This is a genomic window from Flavobacterium sp. SH_e (assembly GCF_025717045.1).
GTDB lineage: Bacteria > Bacteroidota > Bacteroidia > Flavobacteriales > Flavobacteriaceae > Flavobacterium.
This window is the reverse complement of the sequence record NZ_JAOVZN010000006.1, coordinates 556,955-580,720: the sequence shown is the minus strand read 5'-3', so window position 1 is coordinate 580,720 and position 23,766 is coordinate 556,955. Positions and strand designations below refer to the sequence as shown.

22 protein-coding genes are annotated in these 23,766 nt (G+C 31.6%); 11 read left to right on the top strand and 11 right to left on the bottom strand.

The annotated features are described in order from the left end of the window. Positions 1–48 precede the first annotated feature (48 nt). Complete coding sequence (locus tag OD917_RS13405; protein ID WP_263523975.1) at positions 49–1,650, bottom strand: murein L,D-transpeptidase; 1,602 nt, start codon at positions 1,648–1,650, stop codon at positions 49–51. A gap of 429 nt (positions 1,651–2,079) precedes the next feature. Between OD917_RS13405 and OD917_RS13400 the strand changes: the two genes are divergently transcribed. The 4 genes from OD917_RS13400 to OD917_RS13385 all read left to right on the top strand — a co-directional run bounded on the left by OD917_RS13400 (position 2,080) and on the right by OD917_RS13385 (position 4,602). Next, positions 2,080–3,207 (top strand): Mrp/NBP35 family ATP-binding protein, encoded by a 1,128-nt coding sequence (locus OD917_RS13400; protein ID WP_263523974.1) that lies wholly within the window; start codon positions 2,080–2,082, stop codon positions 3,205–3,207. Between the two features lie 83 nt (positions 3,208–3,290). Next, positions 3,291–3,530, top strand: a complete 240-nt coding sequence (locus tag OD917_RS13395) for a NifU family protein (protein ID WP_057116000.1) — start codon at positions 3,291–3,293, stop codon at positions 3,528–3,530. A gap of 215 nt (positions 3,531–3,745) precedes the next feature. Further along, the gene (locus OD917_RS13390) at positions 3,746–4,225 is read left to right on the top strand and encodes a hypothetical protein (protein ID WP_263523973.1); all 480 of its coding nucleotides are present in this window, start codon (positions 3,746–3,748) and stop codon (positions 4,223–4,225) included. 59 nt (positions 4,226–4,284) lie between these two features. Continuing rightward, complete coding sequence (locus OD917_RS13385) at positions 4,285–4,602, top strand: 2Fe-2S iron-sulfur cluster-binding protein (protein ID WP_091490641.1); 318 nt, start codon at positions 4,285–4,287, stop codon at positions 4,600–4,602. A gap of 42 nt (positions 4,603–4,644) precedes the next feature. Here OD917_RS13385 and OD917_RS13380 read toward each other — a convergent pair whose 3' ends face one another. From OD917_RS13380 to OD917_RS13360, 5 genes are all read right to left on the bottom strand, one after another. After that, complete coding sequence (locus OD917_RS13380) at positions 4,645–5,328, bottom strand: DUF6058 family natural product biosynthesis protein (protein WP_263523972.1); 684 nt, start codon at positions 5,326–5,328, stop codon at positions 4,645–4,647. 31 nt (positions 5,329–5,359) lie between these two features. Continuing rightward, a complete protein-coding gene (locus tag OD917_RS13375) occupies positions 5,360–5,908 on the bottom strand; it encodes a YcxB family protein (protein ID WP_263523971.1) in 549 nt (182 codons plus the stop codon). A gap of 31 nt (positions 5,909–5,939) precedes the next feature. Further along, positions 5,940–7,001 (bottom strand): hypothetical protein, encoded by a 1,062-nt coding sequence (locus tag OD917_RS13370; RefSeq protein WP_263523970.1) that lies wholly within the window; start codon positions 6,999–7,001, stop codon positions 5,940–5,942. A 60-nt stretch (positions 7,002–7,061) separates the two neighbouring features. Then, positions 7,062–7,967 (bottom strand): hypothetical protein, encoded by a 906-nt coding sequence (locus tag OD917_RS13365; protein WP_129746023.1) that lies wholly within the window; start codon positions 7,965–7,967, stop codon positions 7,062–7,064. Positions 7,968–8,078: 111 nt separating this feature from the next. Next, positions 8,079–9,068 (bottom strand): hypothetical protein, encoded by a 990-nt coding sequence (locus tag OD917_RS13360; protein ID WP_263523969.1) that lies wholly within the window; start codon positions 9,066–9,068, stop codon positions 8,079–8,081. A gap of 184 nt (positions 9,069–9,252) precedes the next feature. Here OD917_RS13360 and OD917_RS13355 point away from each other — a divergent pair, with 184 nt between their 5' ends. Continuing rightward, positions 9,253–9,645 carry a hypothetical protein gene (locus tag OD917_RS13355; RefSeq protein WP_129746021.1) on the top strand — a complete coding sequence of 131 codons (393 nt, stop codon included), beginning with the start codon at positions 9,253–9,255 and terminating at the stop codon, positions 9,643–9,645. A 147-nt stretch (positions 9,646–9,792) separates the two neighbouring features. Further along, positions 9,793–10,347 (top strand): hypothetical protein, encoded by a 555-nt coding sequence (locus OD917_RS13350; protein ID WP_129746020.1) that lies wholly within the window; start codon positions 9,793–9,795, stop codon positions 10,345–10,347. Between the two features lie 86 nt (positions 10,348–10,433). Here the strand turns inward: OD917_RS13350 and OD917_RS13345 are convergent, their stop codons facing one another. The 3 genes from OD917_RS13345 to OD917_RS13335 all read right to left on the bottom strand — a co-directional run bounded on the left by OD917_RS13345 (position 10,434) and on the right by OD917_RS13335 (position 14,521). Then, positions 10,434–11,423: an aspartate-semialdehyde dehydrogenase gene (locus OD917_RS13345; protein ID WP_263523968.1), complete on the bottom strand. Its 990-nt coding sequence runs from the start codon at positions 11,421–11,423 to the stop codon at positions 10,434–10,436. A 174-nt stretch (positions 11,424–11,597) separates the two neighbouring features. After that, complete coding sequence (gene mscL / locus OD917_RS13340) at positions 11,598–11,981, bottom strand: large conductance mechanosensitive channel protein MscL (protein ID WP_263523967.1); 384 nt, start codon at positions 11,979–11,981, stop codon at positions 11,598–11,600. A 68-nt stretch (positions 11,982–12,049) separates the two neighbouring features. Further along, complete coding sequence (locus OD917_RS13335; RefSeq protein ID WP_263523966.1) at positions 12,050–14,521, bottom strand: bifunctional UDP-N-acetylmuramoyl-tripeptide:D-alanyl-D-alanine ligase/alanine racemase; 2,472 nt, start codon at positions 14,519–14,521, stop codon at positions 12,050–12,052. Positions 14,522–14,654: 133 nt separating this feature from the next. On the opposite strand from OD917_RS13335, the gene OD917_RS13330 reads away from it, so the two are divergent. Then, positions 14,655–15,260, top strand: a complete 606-nt coding sequence (locus OD917_RS13330; protein ID WP_239455651.1) for a hypothetical protein — start codon at positions 14,655–14,657, stop codon at positions 15,258–15,260. Here OD917_RS13330 and OD917_RS13325 read toward each other — a convergent pair. Next, positions 15,255–15,959, bottom strand: a complete 705-nt coding sequence (locus OD917_RS13325; RefSeq protein ID WP_263523965.1) for a porin family protein — start codon at positions 15,957–15,959, stop codon at positions 15,255–15,257. The genes OD917_RS13330 and OD917_RS13325 overlap by 6 nt on opposite strands. Before the next feature lie 224 nt (positions 15,960–16,183). On the opposite strand from OD917_RS13325, the gene OD917_RS13320 reads away from it, so the two are divergent. The 4 genes from OD917_RS13320 to OD917_RS13305 all read left to right on the top strand — a co-directional run bounded on the left by OD917_RS13320 (position 16,184) and on the right by OD917_RS13305 (position 22,474). After that, on the top strand, positions 16,184–16,537 hold the full coding sequence (locus OD917_RS13320; protein WP_263523964.1) for a hypothetical protein: 354 nt from the start codon (positions 16,184–16,186) through the stop codon (positions 16,535–16,537). A 162-nt stretch (positions 16,538–16,699) separates the two neighbouring features. Continuing rightward, positions 16,700–18,907 (top strand): TonB-dependent receptor, encoded by a 2,208-nt coding sequence (locus OD917_RS13315; RefSeq protein ID WP_263523963.1) that lies wholly within the window; start codon positions 16,700–16,702, stop codon positions 18,905–18,907. Between the two features lie 159 nt (positions 18,908–19,066). Continuing rightward, positions 19,067–21,175, top strand: coding sequence for a prolyl oligopeptidase family serine peptidase (locus OD917_RS13310; RefSeq protein ID WP_263523962.1), 2,109 nt, complete (start codon positions 19,067–19,069; stop codon positions 21,173–21,175). 303 nt (positions 21,176–21,478) lie between these two features. Next, positions 21,479–22,474, top strand: coding sequence for a Gfo/Idh/MocA family protein (locus tag OD917_RS13305; RefSeq protein WP_263523961.1), 996 nt, complete (start codon positions 21,479–21,481; stop codon positions 22,472–22,474). Between the two features lie 190 nt (positions 22,475–22,664). Here OD917_RS13305 and OD917_RS13300 read toward each other — a convergent pair whose 3' ends face one another. After that, complete coding sequence (locus OD917_RS13300; RefSeq protein WP_263523960.1) at positions 22,665–23,639, bottom strand: outer membrane beta-barrel protein; 975 nt, start codon at positions 23,637–23,639, stop codon at positions 22,665–22,667. Positions 23,640–23,766 lie beyond the last annotated feature (127 nt).

Here is a 23,766-nt window from a genome sequence, read left to right as displayed (position 1 = left end):
TTTTTAAAGAAGCCCGACAGATTTTTTTAAATCCGCCGGGCTTCTATTTTAGTCTTTCATTGTTATCGCATCATTATAAATCAGCTTGTCCAAACTTTGGTCTCGATCGTAAACATCTGGAAAAAAATTGACTTCGCCATTATCCTGAACCCAGCAAGTAAAATAACCTATATAAACTGGAATTTTACGTTTGAGCATACAGGTTGTTTCTTTTTCGCCGCTCATAGCGCTTTCAATTTTATCTACTGGCCAATCAGGATCGTCTTTCAAAATATGCAATGCAAGCTGTTTGGCTTCTTTTACATTTATGCAACCGTGGCTAAAAGTACGTTTTTCAAATTCAAATAAGCTTTTTGCAGGCGTATCATGCATATAAATATCATTCGGATTCGGGAACATAAATTTTACTAATCCCAGAGAATTCTTTGGTCCTGGTTTTTGTCGTACTTTCCCACCATTCCATTCCATATTATGATCTGCCAAATAATTTTTATCATTTGCGATCTGGAGTTTTAATTCATTTTGAATAATACTTGTTGGCACGTACCAATACGGACTAAACACAATCCGATCCATATTTCCGCTAAAAATTACTGTTTCGCTAAGCCTATTACCCACAAAAATATCCGAAACCAGATCATACTTTCCGTTCTTGACATAAAACAATCTAAACGAAGGGATATTGACCATAACATACTCATCTGCTTTTGCCAATTTGGTCGGAATCCATCTACATCTTTCCATATTTAGCATAATCGTTCTGATTCTTTTACCAATTGGCTCGTTCATCTGATTGATAACATCTCTGGTTAGGGCATAATTTATCTTTAAATTATATCTTTTTTTATAATTTAAAACTCCCGCCATCAATTCTTCATCATAAATATCACTTCCTGAATCTTGTTTTAAATCTCCAACTACAAAAAGACGGTTTCTAATTTGCTTTATGGCAATAGCTGTATCGTCTGGTCTTAAATCTTTGAAAGCAGCACTGTCAATTGTAATTTTCTGCCATAGATTATCGGTTTCAATTTTACGGTATTTTTTAAGCGCTTCTTTCAATCTGTAATATTGGCTGAATAAAAGATTATCATCTTCATTTAATCGGTCTGAATCTACCATCAATGAATCTAGAATGTGAGTATACGAAATGGATTTTGCAGGCAGGTACCAACCTATTTTTTTCAATGTCGCAGGATCAACTCCAGAATACACATTGCTGGCATAAAAGACATACATGCTTGTTAGCAATAATTCAGTATCAAGCTGTGTTGGTTTGTTTGAAGAACTTTCATTAAAAGCCTCATCGATTTCTTCTTTGTAAGGCATTTTTTCTTCAATTCCCTGATCTTTCAGAACATTTACTTTCTGGTATAATAACGATCCAAATTCAGTGATACTTTTATCATCATACCAAATAGATTTATAGTCTTTGGCTTTATAAATACCCTCAACATCTTTCTGATATTTTTTAAGCTTAGGATATTTTTTAAAAAAAGCATTAATTGAAGCAGCATCGATAGTAATAATCGAAACCGCTTTTCGATTTGTTAAATCAGCCTTGTTTTTGGCATTGTTGGACAGTGAATTAAATGAAAATGCAAAAAAACTGACTGTAACAATAATTAAAGAAAAAGTAAAATTTCGCATATTTTTAAAGTTTTAAATTAGTAGAAACAACTTTAAAAAAATACCGAAAACCCTTTAAACAGTTCTAAAAAAATAAGTTCTCAGATACTTTTTAACAAATTGATAATCATCGGTTTGGGGTACTCAAATATAACGAAGTTTTGTGAGAACTAGCTCTTAAAAAGCAGAAAATTTATACAAAAAGACATCTTGTTTAGATTGCTAATTAATTTGTTGTAAGCCAAAACAATAATTTATTTTAAAATCTTTATTCAAAATCAAGTTCAAAAAGTAATCGAGAATAATTTTGAATAATCTCTCTATCAATAATTACAATTCAAAAAAAGCTTAATTCCGAACTTAATCTGTTATCTTTGCACCCTGAAATCAGTTTAAATAAATATAATCTTATAAGACTGCTTTCTAAGAATAAAAAATAGCCCATTTACAATGAAACTAGATAGAAAAGAAATTCTAAAAGCCTTAGAGACAATCACTATTGCTGGAGAAGGAAAAAATATGGTTGAAAGCGGCGCTGTAACCAATGTTATTACTTTTGGTGATGAAGCTGTTGTAGACTTAGTATTGCATACACCTGCTATGCATATCAAGAAAAGAGCAGAAGATGATATTAAAAAAACAATTCATGATTTAATATCGCCTGATGCTAAAGTTAAAGTAAATATTAAAGTAGAAACTCTAGAGAAACCTGAAATTAAAGGTCGCGCTATTCCTGGAATCAAAAATATTATTGCAGTTGCTTCTGGAAAAGGAGGAGTAGGAAAATCTACTGTTACTGCAAATTTAGCTGTTACATTAGCTAAAATGGGTTTTAAGGTTGGAGTTTTGGATGCCGATATTTACGGACCATCTATGCCAATTATGTTTGATGTTGAAAATGCAAAACCAGTTTCTGTAACAGTTGATGGAAAATCAAAAATGAAACCAATTGAAAGTTATGAAATCAAAATGCTTTCAATCGGATTCTTTACTGCACCAAGTCAGGCTGTAATTTGGAGAGGGCCAATGGCGGCAAAAGCATTAAACCAAATGATTTTTGACGCAGATTGGGGAGAATTAGATTTCATGCTTCTTGACTTACCTCCTGGAACTGGAGACATTCACTTATCTATTATGCAATCGCTTCCTATTACTGGAGCTGTTGTAGTAAGTACTCCACAAGCAGTAGCACTTGCAGATGCTAAAAAAGGAGTTGCAATGTTTATGCAAGATAACATCAATGTTCCTGTTTTAGGAATTATTGAAAATATGGCGTACTTTACACCAGAAGAATTGCCCGAAAACAAATACTATATCTTTGGACAAGAAGGTGCAAAAAACCTTGCTGAAGATTTAGGCGTGCCATTTTTAGGTGAAGTTCCAATTGTACAATCTATTCGTGAAGCAGGAGATTACGGTCGTCCAGCAGCATTGCAGACAGCTTCTCCAATAGAAAAAGTTTTTGAAGAAATCACTAGAAATGTGGTACAAGAAACAGTAAACAGAAACGAAAGTTTACCAGCAACAGAAGCCATCAAAATTACAACAATGGCAGGTTGCTCTGCAGTGAAAAAATAATTAGATAATTGAGATAATGAGATAATGAGATAATTTTAAAGAATTTTCTAATTGACACATTTTCTAATTGACACATTAATATTATGACAACAGAAGAATTAACAAATAATGTTTTATTGGCCTTAGACGAAATTAGGCCTTTCCTAAAATCAGACGGAGGAGACATTTCATTAATTTCCATTGAAGATGATAAACATGTAAAAGTTCGTTTAGAAGGCGCATGTATAAGCTGCAGTGTAAATCAAATGACGCTGAAAGCTGGAGTTGAAACAACAATAAAAAAATACGCCCCACAAATTGAAACAGTGGTAAATATAATGTAACAAACTCTGTATTGTTTTTTGAAAGTATTTTACTAGACTTTAACAAGAATAATAAGCCTTATTATGATTTGTTTAAATAAATCGTAAAAATATCTTCAAAAAACGATCATTTTTGCGACATTCATAAAAAACTGCTCAAAGTTTTAAGAGTTTTGGTTACATAATTATTACATTTTTAACTTAAATTTGTAAACGTAACCCTAAATCTTAAACTTATGAGAAACTTTTACGCTCTTTTTTTATTATTCTTTATAAGCGCTGTAAATGCACAACAGGGCCAAACACTTTTTGCTGACAAAGCTTGGGTAAATGAATCTGAAGAATGGTCAGATTTTCAATATTCGGGACAGATTATTTTTTCTACGAATGGGAAAACTGAAGAAGGCGCTTTAAGAATTGGCAATTATGATTTTTTATATGACCTTTGCGACGGAAAAGCAAAGTTCACAAATAAAGCAACTTATAGTTCTGCCGATTTCTCGCACCCACGAAAAGTAAGTGCCCAAACAGACAAACAAGGAATCTTAAATTCGACTTACGAAGGAACTTTAATTTTCCAGTCTGATAAAGATTATTACTCTGTTATCTCTCTTGTGACTATATTAGAAAAAGGAGGTAATATTATTGGTGTAAAAATGCGCCTTAAAGATGGTAATCCAAAAGAATATGCTTTTAGCTTAAAAGAAAAAAGTTAAAATTAATAAAGAGTTTGAACACGTTTTCAAATTCTCCAATAAAATTCCAATAATCAAAAATGGATGTATTAATAAAGATTAAAGATCGAGAAGGAGTTATACACGAATTACAGGCTCCAACTGATATGGCAATGAATATAATGGAGTTATGCAAAGCATACGAACTTCCTGTTGAAGGAACCTGCGGAGGAATGGCAATGTGCGCTTCTTGCCAGTGTTATGTTCTAAATGATGTTGCATTACCAGAAATGGGTGACGATGAAGAAGCCATGCTTTCGGAAGCATTTTATGTAAAATCTAATAGTCGTTTAGGCTGCCAGATTCCAATTACTGAAGACTTAGAAGGCTTGGAATTAGAATTGGCTCCAGAATACTAAATAATAGAAAAGCGAGAATTTTTTGGTTCTCGCTTTTTTTGTTTATGAATATTCTTTAATCAAATTATCCAAAGAAAACTCTTTTAATAATTTATCTAAATATTTACCTCTACTGCTTGTTTCACGTTGATAGGGCGCAAACAAACTTGTTGATTTGTTGAATTCTTCATTAAGCTCTTGTAATTCTATTTTTTCATCGTTTGTTAAAAAATTAGATTTCTTTTCTATGAAATTTAAAATTCTTTTTATTGCTATTTCTTTATCGATAATTGCTTCTTCATTATTATTTAAAGTACATATTCCGTAAACGCCTTTCAAAAAATAATTCCATTCTTCTTCTAATGCATTTTCTATTTTTTCATTGTCGATGTTATCATTTCCATCAAAAACATTTCCGTATGCAAAGGCTTTGTAAGCATGATTTTTCAGATTTGACAGTAAATTTTCTATAAATTCAGATTTGAATTTTTCAGGATTTATATTCTTGGCATTATTTTCAATAAGCTGTAAAACACTTGGGTGAAAATACCTCCTTTCAATACTAACTTTATGAGTATCACTTAAGGAAGAACTGATTGTAATATCTGAATTTATAACATAAGAAGGCTCGGGAACAAGTTTATTTTCAATTAATTCATTCAGCTTGTCTGAAGAGATATTTGCCATTTTAGTTACTTCTTCAAACACTATATAATTTTCTACGATGTATTTTAGATTTTGATCCATTTTTAATTTTTTGTTTGATGAAATTAGGGTTTTATTTCCATTTCCAATCTAACTCTGATATAAAATCAATTTTCAAGTTTTCAGCAATTGATTTTAGTTTATTTCGCAATTTTTCAGCATCTTCTATTTTATCTTTTGGAATCATTAAACTTTCACCCGTTTTAAAAGCAATGAAAAAATAATCTTTGATTTCGCTTATATTTTTGAAATTAGAAAAGTTAACGCTTGAAATTCCTACTCCCCCTGTTAATATATCCAAAACTTCTTCATTAAATAATACTTTTATATTAATACCTATTCTATTTTTAAAATTTTCGTTTACATATTTCTTTAAAAAAAATTGATGCCTTTTTTTAAAATATAATGGGAAAAAGAAAAAAAATACAACACTAGCACTTCCAAAGCAATACCCTTCAAATTTATTTTTATTAATATAAAGCCCTAATCCTATCATAAACAATGATAAAATTATAAGTAGTTTAGTTTTCTTCCTTTGTTTCTTGACGAATTCACTTTTTGAAGCAAGATATAATTGTTGCTGTAAATAATCGTTTTCTGTTAGGCTGTATATTAATTCCATGAATTTAATTTAAATTGTGCTAAAATTTCTATTATCCTTTATACTTAAAATATACAACAGCATTCTTCTGTTCATCTGAGGTTATTTTAATTTCATACTTTTTATCTCCAGCTTTTATTTTCATAAGTGATGTATTTGGCGGAATATCTCCTAAATTTTCTGCGACTAGGATTACTTCATGAAAATTGTTATAATCATCCATTTCTAGATTTATAAGTAAAGGCTTCTTTGTAAGCTCTTCTTTCACAAGGACTGGCTCTTTATCTACATAAACTGAAACAATATCGTGATCAATCTGTCCATAATCGTAAATGCTTATTTCAACTTGTTTGCTATTTACTTTGATAGTTTTAAGTGTCTCGTTTTTTCTTGTTTTTATGTCAATTGGAACTGCTTTACTATCTGATATAAAAATGGGTCTTAATGAAGCAATTCCAGATTTTTCAAAATTCAAAAAAAACGGAGCAGATGCACTTGAAACTTGTGAAAGTGAATTTTTGTTTATAAAAAAAGATTGTGAAGGAGTAAGAGTCTCACTTTCTCTTGTTAATCTTATAGACATAATATTTTCATAACCATCATTGCAACCGTTGCTCGTTGTATCGAAGTCATCCATTTTTCCTTTAAATATAATTCCTGAAATACTTTCTTTTTTATTGTGATATGGCGTATTATAATAAAGCACATAACGAACTGGTAGGCATACTTTTTCCCTATCTAGTATCGTACAGGAAATTTGTTTACAATCTGCAATTTTTATAGCTCCGCTAATATCATTGTAACCTATTCTAAACTTTTTTTCCAGTGAATTAAATTCCTGATCCGAAATATCGAAACTATTACATTCAGAAGATGCTATACTTTTTTTTGTCAATTCTGATCCATAATCGCATCCTGTAGCGAACAAGCTGTAAGTTACTAAAGCCTTTATCGATAAATCCGTTTGAATAATCTGCATCTCAAACTGATTTGTTATAAGTTTTCGCTCAACTGTATGCTCATTAATAGTACCTTTCCAGACACCTGTTAAATTCTGTGCATTGCTACTGATACACAATAATACCATAAGAATAAGTGTGTGAAAAAAATTCATAATTATAACATTTCTAGTTCTTCAAAAAATAATTTACTTTACAATCAAGAATACACTTTCTTAATCCACATACTTAAATATAAATACTGCTTTTTTCTTTATTCTTTCAGAAGTTAAGTCGATCTTTTCATTTAACTTCCCAGCTTTTATATCCATTTCTGCTGTATTAGGTAGAACGGTACCAAGATTTTCCGTTACAAAAATTACCTCACAATTAACCGTTTTATCCATTTCTAATACAATTTCAAATGGATCATCCAAAAGTTCTTTATTAAGAAAGACAGGTTTTCTATCAACATAAATTGAAACTCTATCACGATCTACCCTACTGTAATCAGAAAAATTTAATTTTACTTCCTTCGTATTAACAATTACTTTTTTCACCATTTCATAGTCTTCATCTAGTAAAGTATTAATAATCAATTTTTCTACTTCTTTTTTTCTTTTTTTTATACCTGTTGCAGTAATTCTTGCCTTTATTAAAGAAGATTCAGAAGGAATAATTTTATCAACTTTCTCTAATTTTATATATGCATCAGTATATTTATTTTGATAATCATAATAATTACTGAAATTTTTACGAAAAGTCCTGCCTAATAAATACTGTTTACCTTTATTTTTATACCATTTCAGACTGCATCCAAAACCGTTTTCTGAAAATTGTATTCGGCTTAAATGTTCGCTATTATCTTTTGATTCTGGTATTAAATCACAATCACAATTTACACCATCAATAAAATCATCAAAATCTTGTAATGCTATTATTTTTTCTTTTAAACCTCCTTGATAATCAAAATTCAAAGCCGCTCCAATAGCAGAATCATTTTGAATAATTTGCATTTCGAAAAAGTTTGTTAAAGATCTGCCACGTGAATCTTTTATAGTTCCTCTCCAAACACCAGTGAGGTTTTGCGCCGATATAATATTGAAGAAAAAAATACAGACTGAAATAGATAAAAGCCTCATAATAAATTGAATAATTTTCAAAATTAAATTGAAAAAGAAACTCAAGTAGCCCTTATAAGTTTTAAAAACAACATATTAAGTTATTTCATAAATCTAATACTCGTTCAATTATTATTCTTTATACTTAAAATTAATCACAGCATTCTTCTGTTCATCTGAGGTTATTTTAATTTCATACTTTTCTCCAGCTTTTATTTTCATAAGTGCTGTATTTGGCGGAATATCTCCTAAATTTTCTGCGACTAGGATTACTTCATGAAAATTGTTATAATCATCCATTTCTAGATTTATAAGTAAAGGCTTCTTTGTAAGCTCTTCTTTTACAAGGACTGGCTCTTTATCTACATAAACCGAAATAATATCGTGATCTATCTGACCATAATCGTAAATACTTATTTCAACTTGTTTACTATTGACTTTAATAGTTTTTAATTTTTCATTTTTTCTGGTTTTAATAACAACCGGAATTTCTTTTTTATCTTGGAGATATACATTTCGCAATGCCAAATCTGATCTTTCATATTTTACAATTTGTGGCTTAGCTACTATAGATGGAATCTTCTGTAATGTGTTTCTCTTTATAAAAAAACTTTGAGAGGAATTAATTGCACCTATTTTTTTAAGTTTAACAATACCTTCAATTCTTTGATAATTAGTAATTGGAAAAAACTTACCTGTTAGAAATTCGTCATTTCCTTTTTTCGACCATTTAAGATTATAATTTATGTAGTTGCAATACTTATGGTTCTCTGACATATTACACCATATATGTTTGTTTTCTGTAAATCGTATATCTTTTGAAGAATACTTTATATTTTCGAAAATCGTACCTGGCATAATAACACATCCACAATCAGAATTATGTGCAAAATTATCGCTTTGAACGGCTATTCTTTTGGCTGTCTTTATTACTCCATCACTTTTATACTTATATACAACCAAAGCGTTTAAAGATGATTTTGTTTGCAAAATTTGCATTTCAAAATCATCAATCCATACATTGCCTCTAGAATCAGATAATTCGCCTTTCCAAACTCCACTCAAATTTTGCGAATTGGTTAAGTTGAAAAACATAACAAAAATTGAAATATAAAACTTCATATCAAAGATTTTGAATAATGCATCAAAACTAATTCAACATAAAAATTCAAATAGCCATTATAAGACTTAAAACTATCACATTAAGTCAATTTTAAAAATGTCTTATCATGATATTCTAATATCTTTTAGAGAGCATTAAATAAAAGTCCTAAAATTAATTTTGTCTAATAAATTTTGAATTAAAATGAATAAGACAAAATACTGCTTTAGTTTACTATTTTTATTTACAATATTCGCTTGTGGAAATAAAGACAACACAGTCTATGATAAAGAAACTCAATCAAAAATTGCGAAACCTACCAAATCTGAAAATCAAGTTACAGACAACGAAAGTGTTCCTACAGAAGATTTATGGGAAAACTGGAATCCAAAAATCGAAGCTTATTTCATGAAAAATTTGAAAAACAGTTTAACGCAAAAAGGAATTAAAGACGAAGATGCTTTAAAATTTGCAGAATGTTCAATTTCAAAAATGAAAGAACAAAATCTAAAACCTAAAGCTGTTCGAGATTCTAAAAATGCTGGAAAATTATTATCAATATCGGTTAGCTGTTCACAAAAAATCGAGAAAAAATAGTTTTAAAACCTCTAATAAAAATCTTATCGTATTAGTAATTTGACTTTTACTGGTAATTTAAAAAAAGACTTCAAAATACATTTGCAAAAAAATTAAAAGCCCGGATTTCTAATTTCAAATCTAGGAAAATTAATAAAATTATAAAAAATGAACAAATTTTTAAATTACATCACTATTGCATTAATTGCCGTTTCATTATTTTCATGTAAAAAGAAAAATGAATGGACACCAGAATTTGAAAAAGAGTACAAAGAGGGTTTAAAAGAAGGGATGATGAGACAAGGAAAAGGAATATTATCAGACGAACAGGTAGATTATATTTCAGAATGCACTGTTGAAAAAATGAAAACAAAAGGAATTAATCCTTTAGATTCTAAAAAGCCTGGAATTGTCATAATGATAAAACAACTTGGTAAAGAATGTAGCATAGAATGGATGTCAAAAAATAATTCAAGTTCTGCAACTCGAAAAAGAGAAACTTCTTGGAACCCAAAAAATGAAGAAACGTATAAAGTAATCCTAAAACAATTTTTTATAAAAAATGGAGTAAAAAGCGATGCTGCTACTTATATCGCAGATTGTGCTATTACAAAATTTAAGGAAAAAAATATTAGTCCTGCCGATCTTGAAAAACCTGAAAATGGAGATTTAGTTCAAAAAATTGGAACTATTTGTGGACAAGAATGGACAAAAAAGAAATAATTTTCTTCTTCTAAAATCAAAAAAACCGTAATTACATTCCTGTAATTACGGTTTTCTCTTTATAACAATTTTAATTAATCTCTCAATTATACCAAACCTGCTTTAATTAAGTATTCAGCGATTTGGATTGTGTTTGTTGCCGCTCCTTTTCTTAAGTTATCAGCAACAATCCACATGTTTAATGTATTTGGCTGGCTTTCGTCACGACGAATTCTTCCTACAAAAACATCATTTTTACCTTCTGCATACAATGGCATTGGGTAAGTAAATGTATCTAAATTATCTTGTACCACTACTCCATCAGTATTATGTAAGATTTCACGAACTTCATTTACATTAAAATCATTTGTAAACTCAACATTTACTGCTTCACTGTGTCCGCCTACAACTGGTACACGAACAGCAGTAGCTGTAACTCTAATAGTATTATCGCCTAAGATTTTTTGAGTTTCGCGAACTAATTTCATTTCTTCTTTAGTGTACCCGTTTTCTTCAAAACTATCACAATGTGGAATTGCATTTCTATGAATTGGATATTTGTAAGCCATATCACCTTGAATTCCTGCGTATTCGTTTTCTAATTGTTTTACCGCTTTAACACCAGTTCCTGTGATAGATTGGTAAGTAGAAACAATGATTCTTTTAATGTTATATTTTTTATGCAAAGGAGCCAAAGTCATTACCATTTGAATAGTAGAACAGTTTGGGTTTGCAATAATTTTATCTTCTTTAGTCAAAACATCAGCATTGATTTCTGGAACTACCAATTTTTTAGTAGGATCCATTCTCCATGCAGAAGAGTTGTCGATAACAGTTGTTCCAGCAGCAGCAAATTTTGGCGCCCATTCTAATGAAGTATCTCCTCCAGCAGAGAAAACAGCGATATCTGCTTTCATATCAACAGCTGTTTGCAATCCTACTACTTTATATTTCGTTCCTTTATATTCGATTTCTTTTCCAACTGATCTTTCTGATGCAACAGGAATTAATTCTGTAACAGGAAAATTTCTTTCTGCTAATACTTTAAGCATTACTTCGCCTACCATTCCGGTAGCGCCTACAACTGCAATTCTCATTTTTATATTTTTAAATAATCAATTAATCTAATTTGTAACGCAAAAGTAAGTATAATAAAAGTCTCTGCAAGGTGATTCACAAAAAATAACAAAATGTTATAAAACAAACATTTTGTAAAAAAACCGCCTCTTCAAAAGGCGGTTAAGTTAGACTTAGTGTAGCGGTATTATATTTTATTGTTTGTTTTTCAACAAATCTCTAATTTGAGTAAGCAATTCTTCCTGAGTTGGTACTGCCGGTTGATTTGGCGCGGGCTCTTCTTTCTTTTTTAAACTGTTTATTCCTTTAATAATCAAGAACAAAACAAAAGCAACAATTATAAAGTTTAAAACAGCCGACAAAAACAATCCATATTTAACTCCACCAAAAGCTGTCAATTCTTCAATAGTAGATAAATGTGCAGCGTCTAAAGCAGGTTTCAATAACAATGGTGTAATTACATTTTCGATAAATGAGCTTACAATTTTACCAAAAGCAGCTCCAATGATCACACCGACAGCCAAATCGACTACGTTGCCTTTCATTGCAAATTCCTTAAATTCTGAAAAAAATCCCATATTTGATCTGTTTAGTTGAATAATAAATGAATATCGAAAATAAGCAATTTTATTGGAATTTCTTAAAATTATCTGAAAAATACCCTCTTGACGCGCTGCGAAATACTCGTCATTATCTCATACGGAATCGTTTTTAGTGCCTCAGCCATTTCAATAACAGTTGGGCTTTCGCCAAAAATAATTACAGAATCGCCTTCTTTGCAATCTATATCGGTTACATTGACCATCAGCATATCCATGCAGACGCTTCCAACGATTTTGGCTTTTTGATTTTTGATGGTAACAAAACCAACTTCATTTCCCCATAATCTCGCAATTCCATCAGCATAACCAATCGGAATTGTGGCAATTTTAGTTGCTGCATCTGCCATAAAACGGCGTCCGTAACCAACGCTATCGCCTGAAGGAATTGTTCTAACTTGAGAAATAATGGATTTTAAAGTCCCTACGTTTTCCAGATATTTTTGTTCCAAAGGATCATTTGAAACTCCGTATAAACCAATTCCTAAACGCACCATATTATATTGCGCATTTGGAAAATTGCTAATTCCAGAAGTATTCAAAATATGTCGAATTGGATTGATATTTAATTCACTGATTAATCTTGAAGATAATTTCTCAAACAATGCAATCTGCTGACTCACAAAACCGTAATGTTTTGGATCATCGCTTGTCGCTAAATGCGAAAGAATACTTTGAACGCGAACAGTTGCATTTCCTCTTAACGTTTCGATCAATTCTTCGAGTGTATTTTCTTCAAAGCCTAAACGATGCATTCCAGTATCGATTTTGATATGAATCGGGAAATCTTTTAGATTCTTTTCACGTGCAATTTTCAAAAAGGCATTTAAGCCTTTTATACTATAAATTTCAGGTTCTAACTGATATTGAATAATGGATGGAAAACTTGTCGATTCAGGATTTAAAACCATAATTGGAAGTTTTATTCCGCCGTTTTTCAGCGCAATTCCTTCATCGGCGAAAGCCACACCCAAATAATCAACTTTATGATGTTCTAATAATTTAGCGATTTCTAAACCTCCATTTCCGTAACCAAATGCTTTTACCATTACCATCATTTTGACATTAGGAGCCAATTTGGATTTGAAGTAATTAAAGTTGTGGCTAATGGCATCAAGATTGATTTCTAGAACCGTTTCATGTGTTTTTTCTTCAAGAAGCGAAACAATTTCTTCAAACTTAAATGACCTTGCTCCTTTTATTAAAATGGTTTCGTTATTGAAATTCAGATTATCGATTTCTGCAATAAAATCAGCTGTGTTTTGAAACATTATGCTGTTTGGAAATTTAGTACCAAAAGATGAAATCGTTGAACCAATGCCAATTATTCGGTTTATTTTATTATCTGAAATTAATTGAGCTACTTTAGAATACAATTCTTCATTTGCGAATCCGCTCTGGAAGATATCAGATAAAATAACGGTTTTTGATGCACCTTTTTTCTTTTGGCTTTCTAAAAAATCCAAAGCAATTTTAAGCGACTGAAAATCGGAACTATAACTATCATCAATAATACTGCAATTATTGATTCCGTTTTTTACTTCCAAACGCATTCGAACAGGATAAAGCATCTCAATTCGATTCTGAATCGTTTCTTGATCGTAATCAAAATGCAATAAAACCAATAAACAAGAAATCGCATTTTCTATAGAAGCCGAATCATTAAATGGAATTTCTAAATTGAATTTTTCGTTTTTGTATTGATATTGAATAAAGGTATGATCGTTTCTATGTTCTCTTTTTTCAATAAAAACATCAGCAGTTTTATCTGTAAAACTCCAAGAAAAAAGTTTTCTCGGATGATGCATATATTCGGCAACAAATTGAGACAAACAAGAATCTACCACTTCATTTTTTTGATAAATAATGATTGGACAGTCTTTAAACAAAAGCAGTTTTTCATCAATTTTCTGCACTAAATTTAAAAAACCTTCATCGTGTGCAGAACCAATGCTGGTTAAAACTCCAATATTTGGTTTGATGATTTTCTCCAGTTTAACCATTTCGTTAACTGTTGAAATTCCAGCTTCGAAAATTCCTAAATTATGTTTTCCATTAATCGCAATTACCGAAAGCGGAACCCCAACTTGAGAATTGTAACTTTTTGGGCTTCTAATAATATTATAATCAGGGCTTAATAAGAAATTAAGCCATTCTTTTACGATCGTTTTACCGTTGCTTCCCGTTAATCCGATAACTGGAAAATGAAACAGATTTCTGTAATAAGCCGCAAATTCCTGAAGCGCCTGACGTGTGTTTTCAACAACCAAAAAATTAGCTTTATCTGCATAACCTTCTGGTATATGATGAACTACAAAATTATGCACGCCATTTTCGATTAAATCGGGAATAAATAAATGGGCATTGTTGTTAACGCCGGCCAGAGCAAAAAATAAAGTCTGTGATCCGTTTTGAAGAGAACGGCTGTCAATTGAGATATGATCGATTAAAACATCAGCATCTGAGCCAATCCATTTGGCATTTAGAACTGAAACCAGGCTTTTTAAATTTAGGCTCATTTAGAAATTTCTTTTTTTCAAAATTAAAACATTAAAGATAGAAAAGAGTTGTGATTTTCTTAAAAAATGAAGCCTCTGCACTTCATTATCTATATTTCTGTATATTTGTTTTTATACCACAAATTTGAGCATTTTGAAAAAGTTACTTCCTGTTTTCTCTTATATATTACATCCCATTTTTATATCGGTGTACGCCACTTTATTTTATCTTTTTTATAAAGAAGATGTGTTTAGTGTAAATGAGAAATATTATGTTTTAATTCAGATTTTGGTAATCAATGTGATTGTTCCAGTCTTGTTTTATTTATTGCTGAAATCGACTGGGCATGTAAAATCGATTATGTTGAGCCAAACTACAGAACGTACAATTCCGCTAATTCTACAGTGCTTTTTGTATATTTTGTTGGTTAAAAGAAGCATTGTAATTACTCGTTATCCTGAGCTTCATTTCTTTTTTCTTGGAGCATTATTTAGCTCGATTTTGGCTTTGGTATGCGTATTGTTTAAAACCAAAGCCAGCTTGCATATGGTTGCCATAAGCGGCTTTACCATTTTTGTAATTGGCTTAAATATTCATCTCCAACTGCATAATCCATATTGGCCTGCGCTACTGATTTTATTGTCAGGAATTGTAGCTTCATCTCGCTTAGAAATGAACGCGCATACTTCGAGAGAAATATTAATTGGATTGTTTGTTGGAATAATGCCGCAGCTTTTATTTTTATATCTGTGGTTATAAAATATAAAAGATCAATCCCGCATTTAAGGTTTTCATATTGATTTTTTCACCAGACAAAGTTGTAGCCGAGTTAAACAACGGACTTAAACCATAATATATATAAACATTCCATGTATTATAACCTGCCGAAAGATAAGGACCATACTGAAATTTATTGATATCCTTATTATTATTGATTTTGTATGTGTTTTCGCCATCATCTAAAAGTGATGTGCTTGAAAAGATATAACTAAATTTTACCCCGCCATAAATACGCCAAAATTTGGTGCTTTCGTAAGTCGAATTTCGCCATCTAAATTCTATTGGAAGATCTATAGAATATTGTCTATAGCGATTAGATACATACTCACTGGAATTATTTACACCATATATAATCTCTCCCCCTCCATCTTGGGAAATCGTTAAGTTTTGATTGTAATTTTGATAACTTAAGCCTAAACCTGTAGCAATTGCAATTGTTCTAGTTTTATTAATCGGCATATCGCGCAAGAAACCTCCCGAAAGTCCAAGAGAAAATTTATTCTGTTTGAAATCGATTGGAATATCGGTAAACATGTTATAGGTAACCGAAAAATAAAACTGATCTTCGCGATACAAAGAATCTATTTTTATAACTGGTTTTATCTCAGGCTTAACATCTTCTTGTGCAAAAGAGTTAAAGAAAGTGAGTAAAAATAAGCAGCTAAAAATAATTCGCATATCGTCGTTTTGGTTTTAAAGAGATGATTTTAAACAAACGCTTTTCTTCGCTTATTTATTTCACATACAAATATAATATAATGGTTTCTGTAGTTGCGACAAGAAGTCGAAATATTCTCTTTTTGATCGCGAATAAAATTAATTGCTGCATTTTCTTTAATAAATCGATTTGAAGAAGTAAAAAATCAACGAATTTTCTTTTATCTTTTATACCTTTGCAAATCATGAAAAGAAAGCAGCTCATATTAAGTTTATCTTTTGCTGTAACAATATTGTTCTCGATATTGTTTCAGTCGATACACAGCTATGAGCATATTGTAAAACAGCTTTCAGAAAAACAATGTCATCATAATTACAATGATCCGAGTGGCGAAATAACACACCAACATCATGATTATGACGTTTGTTTCGTTTGCCATTTTGCTTTTGAATCTTTTATTGTTCCTCAAAATTTCTCTTTTGAATTTCATTCATTTGATAGAGAAACACCTTATTTCTTCCCATTTTCAGAGAAGATTTTTTCAGTTTCAAAAACTTCGTATTACTTACGAGGTCCTCCTGGTGTTATAGTTTCTTAAGTTTCGATTATTCGAAAAAACATCACATTTCTTTTAATTTAAAATTCAAAAAACATTGAGTTTCCTAATCCTATTTTTATTAATCAGGATCAGAATGCTTTACTGTTAGTTTTTGATTTTCATTCGAAGAAAAAATCAATTTAACTATAGCATCATTTTCAAATGAAAAAATTTATAATTGCCCTTATTTTAGGGTTTTCGGGCATGCTTTCTGCTCAAAATTCGGTTTCAGGAACCGTAACCGATAATCAGAATAATCCATTGCCAGGAGTTTCTGTTTACGCTCCAGAATTACACAAAGGAACAACAACAGATGCAAACGGAAAATACGAATTGAACAATCTTCCAAACGGAAGCCTTCGTGTTGCATTTACTTATGTTGGTTATGCCAATCAGAATAAAACGATTGCAAAATTACTAAAGCAAAATACGTTAGACATTACACTTGAAGAATCTATTTTGGAAATGGATGAAGTTGTTGTTTCTACGCCTTTCAATAAACTGCAATCGCAAAACGTAATGAAAATTGAGCACGAAAGCATCAAGACCTTACAGCAAAAAGGAACTTCTACTTTAATTGAAGGTTTAGCGACAATTCCTGGAGTATCTCAGATTTCTACGGGAACTTCTATCGGGAAACCTGTAATTCGCGGACTTAGCGGAAACCGTGTTTTGGTTTATTCTCAAGGCGTTCGTATCGAAAACCAACAGTTTGGAGACGAACATGGTTTAGGTTTAAATGATGCCGGAATAGAAAGTGTCGAAGTTATTAAAGGCCCAGCTTCTTTATTGTATGGTTCTGATGCTTTAGGAGGAGTTTTATATTTCAATCCTGAAAAATTTGCTGATGCAGGAACTTTTAAAGCTAATTTTAGCCAAAAATATTTCACTAATACAGAAGGAAGCAATTCTTCTATCGGATTAAAAACTTCTACTGATAATTGGAAATTCTTGGCTCGTGGAAGCTACAACACACATTCTGACTACAAAATTTCAGGTGGAGACCGTGTAACCAATTCACGTTATAACGAAACAGATTTTAAAACTGGAATTGGATACAGCAATTCAAGTTTTTCAAGTGTTTTAAGATACAACTACAATAAACTGGATATTGGAATTCCAGAAGACGGAATCGCAGAACAATCCTCTAGCAAAGACACACAGTTTCCAAGACAAGGAATTTTCAATCATTTATTGAGTTTAAACAATGTTATTTTCTTTGAAAACTCAAAACTAGATGTTGATTTAGGATATATTGCCAATGACAGAAGCGAGTTTGAAGACAGCAATGAAGCTTCTTTACACATGAAATTAAACACTTTCAATTACAATGCAAAATATCATTTCCCGAAATTCGGAAAAATTGAAACTATTTTAGGAGTTCAAGGAATGCATCAAACCAACAAAAATTCTGGTGAAGAATATTTAATTCCAGATGCAACTACAAATGATTTTGGAGTTTTTGGAACTGCAAATTATGAATGGGACAACAGCGTTATTCAAGCCGGATTACGTTTTGACAACAGAAATATTACTTCAATTGCACACGGAACTGAAGGTGAAGAAGAATATTTCTTGCCACTTGATAGATCTTTTGACAGTTTTAATGCTTCATTGGGTTATAAAACGAAATTGGCTGAACCATTTACGCTTCGTTTAAATGTTGCAACTGGATTTAGAGCTCCAAACTTGGCCGAATTAACTTCAAATGGCGTTCACGAAGGAACAAATCGTTACGAAATTGGAAATGCAAATTTGAAAACAGAACAAAACATTCAGACAGATTTGAATTTAGAATACAAAAACACGCATTTTGAATTTTTCGTAAACGGATTCTACAATCATGTAAACAACTATATCTACACTTCGCCAACTGGAGAAGTTAGAGACGATAATGATGTTTTTGCTTATGTTCAGGACAATGCACAATTGTACGGTGGAGAAGTTGGTTTGCACTTTCACCCACATCCATTAGATTGGTTGCATTTTGAAACTAGCTTTGAGACGGTTACAGGCAAAAAAGAAAACAAAGATTATCTGCCTTTGATTCCTGCAAACAACTGGAACAACACACTTAGAACTGAATTTAATATCAAAGACTGGTTAAGTGAAGGTTTTGCTTCTTTGAATGTTTCTTCGACTTTCAGCCAAGATAATGTAAGCGGTTTCGAAACGGCTTCTAAAGGTTATACTTTGGTAAATTTAGGTTTTGGAGGAACTTTCAAACTAGGAAAAACAGCTTTCGATATTAATTTAAACGGAAACAATTTATTTGATAAAAAATACATTGCGCACCTTTCTAGATTAAAAACAGATGGTATTCCGAACATTGGAAGAAATATCGTTTTGGGAGTTAATTTCAACTTATAAAATTTATTTAACCGCAAAGACGCTAAGATGAGCGCAAAGTTCGCAAAGCAAATAAAAAACTTTGCGCCCTTTGCGCTTTTTTCCTTGCGTACTTTGCGGTTAAACATTTATTAATTCTCACAAAAAGTGCTATTTTTGTTACAACAGATAAAACTAACTATGAAAAAAACATTTTTATTAATGGCAATTACAACCGCAGGAATTTCGTTTGGGCAAGGCAAAATACAATATCCACAAACCAAAAAAGGAGCAACTGTCGATGTATATTTTGATACAAAAGTGAGCGATCCTTATCGTTGGCTTGAAGATGATAAATCTGATGAAACAGGAGCTTGGGTAAAAGCTGAAAATGAAGTTACTTATGCTTATTTAGATAAAATTCCGTTTCGTGACGAACTTAAAAAGCGAATGGAAACACTTTGGAATTACGAAAAAATCGGCGCTCCATCTAAAGAAGGGAAATTTACTTATTATTCTAAAAATAATGGACTTCAAAATCAATCTGTTGTTTACAGAAAAGATCAAAACGGAAAAGATGAAATTTTCTTAGATCCGAATACTTTTTCTAAAGATGGAACAACTTCGCTTGGCGGTTTAGACTTTTCTAAAGACGGAAACAAAGCGGCTTACGCAATTTCTGAAGGAGGAAGCGACTGGAGAAAAGTAATTATCATTGATGCTATTTCTAAGAAAGTTCTTGAAGATACGTTGGTTGATGTAAAATTCAGCGGTATTTCTTGGTACAAAAACGAAGGTTTCTACTACTCTAGTTATGAAAAGCCAAAAGGAAGCGAATTGTCTGCAAAAACAGATCAGCATAAATTATATTTTCACAAATTAGGAACTTCTCAAAAAGACGATAAAGTTATTTTTGGAGGAGATTTAAAAAGAAGATATGTTGGCGGTTATGTCACTGAAGACGATCATTTCTTAATAATTACAGCTGCTAATTCGACTTACGGAAATGAGCTATATATTAAAGATTTGACTAAACCAAATAGTCCAATCGTTACAATTGTAGATAATTTTAATTCTGATAATTCAATTATTGAAAATGAAGGAACAAAATTATTCATTCATACTGATTATAATGCACCAAACGGCCGCGTTGTTGCTGTAGATGCAGCTAATCCAAAAGTAGAAAATTGGAAAGATTTTATTAAAGAAACTGAAAACGTATTAAATCCTTCAACTGGCGCTGGATATTTCTTTGCTAATTATACAAAAGATGCCGTTTCGTTTGTACAACAATATGATTACAACGGAAAATTAGTTCGTGAAATCAAACTTCCTGCTGTTGGAACTGCCGGAGGATTTGCTGGAAAAAAAGACGAAAAGATTCTTTATTACAGTTTTACAAATTACACAACTCCAGGAAGCATTTATTCTTTTGAGCCAAAATCTGGAAAATCAGAAATCTATCAAAAGCCAAAAGTAGATTTCAAAAGTGAAGATTACGAGTCTAAACAAGTTTTCTATACTTCAAAAGATGGCACAAAAATCCCGATGATTATTACCTATAAAAAAGGAACAAAATTAGACGGTAAAAACCCGACAATCCTTTACGGTTACGGCGGATTCAATGTTAGTTTAACGCCAAGTTTCAGTATTGCAAATGCTGTTTGGATGGAAAACGGAGGTGTTTATGCTGTTGCTAACTTAAGAGGTGGTGGTGAATACGGAAAAAAATGGCATGATGCAGGAACTAAAATGCAGAAACAAAATGTCTTTGATGATTTTATCGCCGCTGCAGAATACCTAATCGCTCAAAAATATACTTCCTCAGATTATTTAGCTATTCGCGGGGGATCTAACGGAGGATTATTGGTTGGTGCTACAATGACTCAGCGACCAGATTTAATGAAAGTGGCTTTACCAGCAGTTGGAGTTATGGATATGCTTCGTTACAATGCATTTACTGCAGGTGCAGGATGGGCCTTTGATTACGGAACTGCTCAAGATAACAAGGAAATGTTCGAATATCTAAAAGGATATTCTCCTGTTCACAACGTTAAAAAAGGAACTCATTATCCAGCAACAATGGTTACAACTGGAGATCATGACGATCGTGTAGTTCCGGCACACAGTTTTAAATTTGCTTCTGAATTACAGGAAAAACAAACAGGAGAAAATCCAGTTTTAATTAGAATTGATGTAAAAGCAGGACACGGAGCAGGAAAATCTGTTGCTGCGTCTATTCAAGAAAATGTAGATATTCAAGCATTTACGCTTTATAATATGGGCTTTACGGCTTTACCTAAAAAGTAAGACTTTAAGCTAGATTTTTTAGCCACGAATTCACGAATTAATTTTCTGAATATCGTGGCTTTTTATTTTATGCCACATATTAAAAGGATTTGATGGATTAAAAAATCTGTGAAAATCTTTTAATCTGTGCCTTTTATTTTTTTTTCACGCTGATTCTGCAGATTTAGCAGATCTAAATCGATTTAATTTAAAATCTGCATGTATTTGCTTAAATCATTTTAAATCTGCGTGAAATAAATTCGTGGAAATTAGTGCAATTCGTGGCAAACCTTTTTTAAATTTGAGAAACTAAAAACTTAATCAATGGAAATTATAAAATGGGGAATTATTGGCTGTGGAAATGTAACCGAAGTAAAAAGCGGGCCCGCTTTTCAGAAAGCTCCAAATTCGGCTTTAGTAGCAGTTATGCGAAGAGATGCAGCACTTGCTGAAGATTACGCTAAACGCCACAATGTTCCAAAATGGTATTCTAATGCTGAAGATTTAATTAATGATCCAGAAGTTGATGCCGTTTATATTGCTACTCCTCCATCTTCTCATAAAGAATATACCATTTTATGCGCAAAAGCAAAAAAGCCAGTTTATGTTGAAAAACCAATGGCTTTAACTTTTGAGGAATGTAACGAAATGATCAGCGCTTGTAAAGAACACAATGTCCCTTTATTTGTAGCTTATTATAGAAGAGCTTTACCTCGTTTTTTAAAAATAAAAGAAATAATCGATCAGGGAAAATTAGGAAACATCAGACATGTTAATTGTGTTTTATATCATCCTTTTGAAGAGCGCTATGATGATGAAATCAATCTTCCGTGGACTGTTTTACCACATATTTCTGGAGGAGGAATCTTTGTTGATTTAGCTTGCCATACTTTAGATTTCCTAGATTTTGTTTTAGGTCCAATAAAGTCTGTTCGCGGACATGCAACTTCTCAACTACTTGCTTATCCAGCTGAAGACGCTGTTTCGATGTCTTTTTTATTCGAAAACGGAATTCATGGATCAGGAATTTGGAATTTTGCAAGTTTCGAACGTTATGACAATACTGAAATTGTAGGCGATAAAGGTAAAATCTCTTTTTCTACTTTTGGAAATGATCCTCTACATATTCAATATGCAAATGGAGAAAAAGAAACCATTACAATTGAAAATCCGCTTCATATTCAACAGCCGTTTATAGAAACTGTTATTACCGAATTATTAGGTAAAGAAGGTGCTTCTCCATCTAAAGGAACTTCTGGTGCAAGAACAACTTGGGTTATTGATCAAGTTTTGAAGGAATTTAGAGAGAATTCGAAATAGTTCGCACTGTTTGTCATTTCGAGGAACGAGAAATCACACTAGAAATTCTACAAAGTATATAATTAATCTTTGCCGACTCCCGAGTGTGATTTCTCGTTCCTCGAAATGACAAAAAATGAGCATAAAAAAGAGGATATTCTTTCGAATATCCTCTTTTTGTAAACTATAAACTATAAAAAAATGTGGAAATTTATAGGCTATATTTAAGACCTAAAGTTAATCCTAAACCAGAAATTCCAACATAAGAACTTAATTCGTCCATTTTATCATTTGGTCTAGTTGTATCTGTTAAATCTGTAGTAGTAGCTGTATTTGGATTAAACAAAGCATTATTAGAATTTACATCCAATTTCTTGTGATAGTTTGTATATCTCTGTGATGTAGTTCTAGTTGCTAATGCATCTTGCCCATTTACAGTATATTCTGTAGTTTCTTTAGTCTTACCATGAACAGTAAAGTTACGGTATTCTAACTCTGCAAAAGCAGAAATGTGTTTTCCTAATTTATAAGATGTTCCTAATGCCGCCATAAATCCAATTGTTGGATTTGGTTTCACAACATCTTTAGAATAGATATCATTTTTAGCTACTTGATTAGCACCTACATAAGTCAAAAGCTCTCTATCTGTTTTAATATCTAATGTACCGTGAATTGGCACAATAACTCCAACTTTAGTATATGGCTCAAAACCATGAGCATCACCTAAAAACATTACAATAGAAGGCGCTAAATCAAATGCTTTGATTTGTCCTTCAGCTGTAAAACTAATGTATGTAGCTGCAGTAGTAGCTGCATCGTATCCATAAAGTCTATCTGTTGTTTGTGCCATTGTCTTACTATTACTGATATAATAGTTTGCAGACATCTCAACTCCTAAACGAGTAGAAAAACGGTAACCAGCAGTAATACCACTTCTGAAACCTTGTCCAAAAGAACCTGTTATACTTTCTCTTGAAACTAATTTATTGTTAGTTAAAGTACCTGAATAAATATCTCTATTTGGTGCTTGACCTCCCACTTCTGGAAACTCAGTTGAAGCAGTTTGGTTGAAATACGATCCTCCTAATTTGAAATACCAACTTTCTGGTTTCTCAGCTTTTTCTGTCTGCGCCACTGTAGCCATTGAGCAAACTAATAATCCTAATAAAAATAGGTTCTTTTTCATAATTTTGATTTATTGATTAGTACAAACTTAGAATATTTTAACATATTCTTATGGTTTGTAAAGTTAGACTTGGAACGAAAACGTTGTAATTTGGCGCAATATTACTAAAAAACTATTATGCACGCAT